Here is a 5,989-nt window from a genome sequence, read left to right as displayed (position 1 = left end):
GCTATCCTCACGCCAGTCGCGGTCCCGACCCGGGCAAGTTCAGACGTGTAGGCGAGCGGATCGATCACACCGGCGCGGCGGTCGAGCCAGCCGCCGAGATAACCCTGTGCGCCAGTCCTGGCTGCGGTCTCCGCTGCGTTCAGCAACCGGACGTCGGCACCGCGCGCGTGCCATTGCCGGTCGCGGTTCGTCGCCGCCTTCAGCGCGGCCTCGGTGTGCGCCGCCTGGATCCAGCCATTTCGAACGAACGGCACCGCCAGATTCTCGTCGCGGATCAGCTCGAACACCGCGTTGGCGGTCGACGCCGCGAAATTGACAAGCGCCTCGCCGCGCTCCGGGCCAAAATGCTCCAGCAACCATTCCGGATCGTATTTCAGGCCGGGAATGACCTGGCCGCCATTCAAGCCTGATGCGCCCTGGCCGATCTCGCCGGCGTCCAGCACCTGCACCGACAGGCCAAGCCGGGCGGCATGCAAGGCAGTCGACAAGCCCATGATGCCACCGCCAATGATGGCGAGATCGACCCGTTCGCCATTGGGAAGCGATTGAAACGTGGAAGCTGCCTGCGGCCTGCGCCAGATGGGATCGGAGAATGCTGTCGCCAAGGGTCACCTGAATGCGCTGCGATTGGTGAAAATCCTAGTCAGAATTTCACAATTTTGAAAGAGCACCATGGCTTTCGCCTGTGGACTGCCGCCGAGACGACCGGAGACCCAGAGTTCCGATCGCCTGCGACGGGATAGACCTTTGACGGGAATCCGGTGAAAGTGCCACGCCGATCCGGCTAGCCCACATTGTCGATCACTTCACCACATTGCCGATCACTAAGAGGACAGAGCGCCATGACGAACCCGACCCACCTGCCCAGCGAGGGCCTTTTTGTCGGACGCGCCAGAAGCAGCGGTGCTGCATACCCGCTGGTCGTCACGGTTCGCGATGGCACGGTCTTCGACATCACCTCGCGTACGGCACCGACCATGCGCGACCTTTGCGAGATGGCCGACCCGGCTGGGCATGTCCGCTCGGCCGAAGGCAGACCGATCGGTTCGCTCGATGACATCGCCGCCAACAGTTTTGAAACCGGGCGCGATCCAGCAAAACCCTACCTGCTCTCCCCGGTCGACCTGCAGGCGGTCAAGGCATCGGGCGTCACCTTCGTCGTCAGCCTGCTGGAACGGGTGATCGAGGAACAGGCGCGTGGTTCGGCTGAAAAAGCCGATGCCATCCGCGCCGACATTGCCGGACTGATCGGCCACGACCTGTCGAAGCTGAAGCCCGGTTCGCCCGAAGCGATGGAGATCAAGGCCAAGCTGATTTCGCGCGGCGCCTGGTCGCAATATCTGGAAGTGGGCATCGGCCCCGATGCCGAGATCTTCACCAAGTGCCAGCCGATGGCCTCGGTGGGCTTCGGCGCCGATGTCGGGCTGCACCCGGTGTCGACCTGGAACAATCCGGAACCCGAGATCGCCATGATCGCCGCCTCCAGCGGCAGGATCGTCGGCGCCACTATCGGCAACGACGTCAATCTGCGCGACGTCGAAGGGCGTTCGGCGCTGCTGCTCGGCAAGGCCAAGGATAACAATGCCTCGGCCTCACTTGGCCCCTTCATCCGCCTGTTCGACGAGAAATTCTCCATCGATGACGTCAAGCGTGCCGTCGTGCGCCTGAAAGTCGAGGGCGAGGACGGGTTCTCGCTGGAGGGCGCAAGCTCGATGGCCGAGATCAGCCGCTCGCCGGAGGAACTGGTCGCCGCGGCCATGGGGCCGCACCACCAGTATCCGGACGGGCTGGCGCTCTATCTCGGCACCATGTTCGTTCCGTCCAAGGATCGCGGCGAGAAGGGCAAGGGTTTTACCCACAAGGTCGGCGACATCGTCACCATCTCGTCGGAAAAATTCGGCGCGCTGGTCAACCGCGTGCAGCTGTCGCCAGACTGCCCGCACTGGACCTACGGCGCCAGCCATCTGATGCGGGAGCTGGCGAAGGCCGATCTTATTTAGCCAAGCCTTGGCCCAGGGCCACCATCAACGCAATGTTGGCGCCTTATTACTCGTGACCTCGTCGGACTGGAATCCAATGACGATACTTGATGTTCGCCGGCACACCATGAGGCGCAAGCCTGGCGCGCACCTTTCTCGAGAAGGAATCGAACTAGCGCGGTTTGTAGCCCAAGGGGCTGACTCTTATGAACTTGTTGTCACAAGCGAAATTCCACGGGCAATCGAAACCGCAATTGCGATGGGTTTCGAAGTAAATGAGTTGATTGCCGAACTTGGAATTCTTCCCAAAAATATACTCGAAACGATCTCGTGGCCGAGCCCGTTGGCGGAGGTAGAACGTGTACTCCGATCGGACGTAGACTGCATTGCATTTGCTAACACCCAAGTGCGACTGTGGACGAGCATAGCTGCCCGAGTTCCCAACGAAGCGACGGGCTTATTGGTGACGCACGGTGGGATCATCGATCTCGGCGTTGTCGCGTTCCTGATGGCCAGCAAACGTCCTATCGAGGGAGAAGCCATCGGATACTGCGAGGGGCTCCGACTAGAGTTCACCAGCGGAAGACTCACCAATGCCGAAATGCTGCGAGTGCCCGAGCATCTGCATTTGTCGGATACCTAACGGAACAAATCGCCTTGCTCGCCTGGCGGCCGATCGGCTGTGGAGCAACCTGCGCGCCGACCATGACGAGGACTATCTGCTCGGCTAGCCTCGACACCAATTATCCGACAGTCGGAAAATCACCTCAACTGATGCAATCTGATGGGACGGCTGATGACGCCCCGTCAGGCGCCCACTACACCTGCAGATGGAGGCCTGGCAGATGGAGGCTTGCCATCCGTCGAAAAAGGGGATGCTCTGACGCATCCGATCGGCGCTGGCAAAAGACGCAAAACAAGGGACGGATTTTGAACTGACGATCTACAAACGGGAGGAAATCAAATGCTGACACGGCTAAGACGCGTTCTATACGGCCTGTTGGTGGCGCTGATGGTGGTACCAGCAGCGGCACAGGCCAAGACGTTCTACTGGATTTCGCATGGCGGTCCGGCCGATCCGGTCTGGACCTACTTCCTGGCCGGCGCCAAGCAGTGGGCCAAGGACACCGGCAACACGGTCAACACCTCGTTCCACAACGGCGATGTCGCCTCGCAGCAGGAAGCGGTTCGCGCCGCCCTCTCCGCCAAGGCCGATGGCATCGTCACCACGAGCCCCGATCCGGGCAGCCTGATCGAGATCGTCAAGGAAGCGCGTGCGGCGAAAGTGCCGATCATCAATTTCAACACGCCTGATCCGAAAGCCGATTTCAACGCCTATGTCGGCGGCGACAATGTCACCTTCGGCAAGCATTGGGCACAGTATCTGGTCGACAAGGGCCTGGTGAAGAAGGGCGACTTCGTCTGGATGCCGGTCGAAATCCCCGGCGCCACCTATGGCGTGCAGGAAGAGGAAGGCATCAAGAGCGTCTTCGAGCCGCTCGGCATCACGTATGAAATCACGGAAGCGACGCTTGATCAGGCTGAAGTGATCAACCGCATGGTCGACTACCTCACGGCGAACAAGGCCAAGGTCAAGGCGATCATCGGCCTAGGCGACCTCGTCACCGGCTCGATCAAGCGGGTGTTCGACCAGGTCGGCATCAAGCCGGGCGAAATCCCGGTCGTCGGCTGGGGCAATTCGCTCGACACCACCCAGGAAGTGCTGAACGGCTATGTCAATGCCGGCCAGTGGCAGGACCCGCAGGCGACCAGCTATGTCGCGCTTTCGCTGGCCAATATGGCCGCCGGCGGCATTCCTCCGGGCTTCAACGTCATCACCGGCGCGCTCTATGAAAAAGACACCGCGCAGATCTACGACGACATCCTGTCCGGCAAGTAACATCCAATCTCAACAGTCGCGGCCGCCCAACGGTCGCGACTGGCTCTCCATTTCGCCGAGCCCTTCGCACGCGATGTGCAACGCTCAGCCTTCCACTCATGTCGCGGATTGCCTGTGGAAAATCATTCGCTCGTCCCACGCCTGATCGCACGGCCGGAATTCGGCCCTTTCGTGCTGCTCGTCGTCGAGATCGCCGTTTTCTGGAGTTTCAACCACGACTTCCTGTCGCCGCAGAACATCTCCAACACGCTGGCTTTCACGGTCGAGCTCGGCCTGATCGCGCTGGCGATGACGCTGTTGATGACGTCCGGCGAGTTCGACCTCTCGGTCGGCTCCCTGTTCGGCTTCTCGCCGGTCTTGATGTGGACCCTGTTCAACAGCGGCCTGACCTCGCTCGAAGCCGGCTTTGTCGCCGCGCTGCTGGTCGCCGCCTTCATCGGGCTGGTCAATGGCTGGTTCGTGACGCAGCTCAAGATCCCATCCTTCCTGGTGACGCTCGGCATGCTGCTGGTGGTGCGCGGCACCGCCCTTTTCGTCACCGACGGTTTTCCCCAGCGCACCTGGAGTGCGGAGGGCAGTTGGCTGGCGGAAGCGCTGGTCGGCGACTTCTTCATCGGCCCGTTCCGCATCTACATGTCACTGTTCTGGTTCATCGCCGCGGCGATCGCGCTCGGCTACGTACTGACGCAAAGCCGCACCGGCAACTGGATCCAGGCGGCCGGCGGCAACCCGAGCGCGGCGCGGGCGCGCGGCGTCAATGTCAGCGGGGTCAAGATCGGCCTGTTCGTGCTGTCGTCGGTCATGGCCTCGCTTGCCGGCGTCATCTCTTCGTTGCGCACGTCCGCCGCCAACCCCAACAGCGGTACCGGCTATGAGTTGGAAGTCATCGCCATGGTGGTGATCGGCGGTACCGCACTTACCGGCGGGCGCGGCACGATCATCGGCACCGTGCTCGGCATCCTGATCCTGCGTGTGATGCGCAACGGCATCGTGCTGATCGGCGTGCCTGGTCTTGCCTATAACATCTTCATCGGTGCCATCATCCTCGGCATGATGGCACTGCATTCATGGCTGGAACGCCGGCATCAGGCGGGGACTTGAACCATGGCCGAGCCACTGATCCGCATGACGAACATCCGCAAGTCCTACGGCCGCGTGCAGGCGCTGGAGGATGCCAATTTCCATGTCAATGAACGGGAGATCGTCGGCTTGCTTGGCGACAATGGCGCCGGCAAGTCGACGCTGATCAAGGTGCTTTCGGGTGCCGTTCCGCTGACCAGCGGCGATATCTTCATCCGTGGCAAGAAGGTGAGCCTGCGCAGCACCAGCGACGCCATCGCCCATGGCATCGAGACGATCTACCAGGACTCCGCACTGGTCACGCAACTGTCGATCGCCCGCAATCTGTTCCTCGGGCGCGAGCCGATCAAGCCGCCGCGCTTCCTCAACCGGATGGACCAGGAGGCGATGAACACGGTTGCCCGCGATTTGCTCAAGCAGGTCGGCATCACGAAGAACATCCCGCCGACGACGCCGATCGGTTCGCTTTCCGGCGGCGAGCGTCAGGCGGTGGCGATCGCGCGCGCCATGCATTTCGACAGCGACCTGATCATCCTCGACGAGCCGACCAACAATCTCGGCGTCGCCGAAACACAGGGCGTGCTGAGTTTCGTGCGCAGCGCCCGCGATTCCGGTCACTCCTGCATTTTCATCGCCCACAACATCCACCATGTCTTCCAGGTGGTCGACCGCATCGTCGTCATGCGCCGGGGCAAGGTGGTCGCCGACGACATCGACCCGAAGACGACCAGCGTGGCGGAGGTAGAGCGGATCATCACCGGCATGTCGGACAAGGAAATCCGCGATGCCATCACCGATGGCAAGCCGTCGCACTGACTGTCGGGTGATGGCGGCAATCACCGCTGCCTCAGATCGCATCGCTTGTCTGGCGCGGCATCGCAGGGCGCATAGGTAGCGGCATGAAAGCCACCGTCTCGGATATTGCCCGCAATGCGGGCTGTGGGTAGCGGCATGAAAGCCACCGTCTCGGATATCGCCCGCAATTGCGGGCTGTCGACCGCAACGGTCGACAGGGTGCTGAACAACCGGC

General features: G+C 61.8%; 6 protein-coding genes. 5 read left to right on the top strand and 1 reads right to left on the bottom strand.

The window, feature by feature from the left end; all coding sequences use genetic code 11:
- A partial coding sequence (locus tag ENZ74_RS18585; RefSeq protein ID WP_164761082.1) for an FAD-dependent oxidoreductase occupies positions 1–605 on the bottom strand: 605 nt, incomplete at its 3' end.
- A gap of 237 nt (positions 606–842) precedes the next feature.
- Here ENZ74_RS18585 and ENZ74_RS18580 point away from each other — a divergent pair.
- The 5 genes from ENZ74_RS18580 to ENZ74_RS18560 all read left to right on the top strand — a co-directional run bounded on the left by ENZ74_RS18580 (position 843) and on the right by ENZ74_RS18560 (position 5,775).
- Complete coding sequence (locus ENZ74_RS18580) at positions 843–2,000, top strand: fumarylacetoacetate hydrolase family protein (RefSeq protein WP_063167634.1); 1,158 nt, start codon at positions 843–845, stop codon at positions 1,998–2,000.
- A gap of 76 nt (positions 2,001–2,076) precedes the next feature.
- Complete coding sequence (locus tag ENZ74_RS18575) at positions 2,077–2,622, top strand: hypothetical protein (RefSeq protein ID WP_064995104.1); 546 nt, start codon at positions 2,077–2,079, stop codon at positions 2,620–2,622.
- A 321-nt stretch (positions 2,623–2,943) separates the two neighbouring features.
- Positions 2,944–3,879, top strand: coding sequence for a substrate-binding domain-containing protein (locus ENZ74_RS18570; protein ID WP_063167633.1), 936 nt, complete (start codon positions 2,944–2,946; stop codon positions 3,877–3,879).
- Between the two features lie 114 nt (positions 3,880–3,993).
- Positions 3,994–4,980: an ABC transporter permease gene (locus ENZ74_RS18565; protein WP_013532869.1), complete on the top strand. Its 987-nt coding sequence runs from the start codon at positions 3,994–3,996 to the stop codon at positions 4,978–4,980.
- A gap of 3 nt (positions 4,981–4,983) precedes the next feature.
- Complete coding sequence (locus ENZ74_RS18560; RefSeq protein ID WP_063167632.1) at positions 4,984–5,775, top strand: ATP-binding cassette domain-containing protein; 792 nt, start codon at positions 4,984–4,986, stop codon at positions 5,773–5,775.
- The last annotated feature ends 214 nt before the right edge of the window (positions 5,776–5,989 follow it).

Source organism: Mesorhizobium sp. M7A.F.Ca.CA.002.15.2.1, from assembly GCF_003998715.1.
GTDB lineage: Bacteria > Pseudomonadota > Alphaproteobacteria > Rhizobiales > Rhizobiaceae > Mesorhizobium > Mesorhizobium ciceri.
The sequence above is the reverse complement of the archived record's forward strand: the minus strand, read 5'-3'. Positions and strand labels throughout refer to the sequence as shown.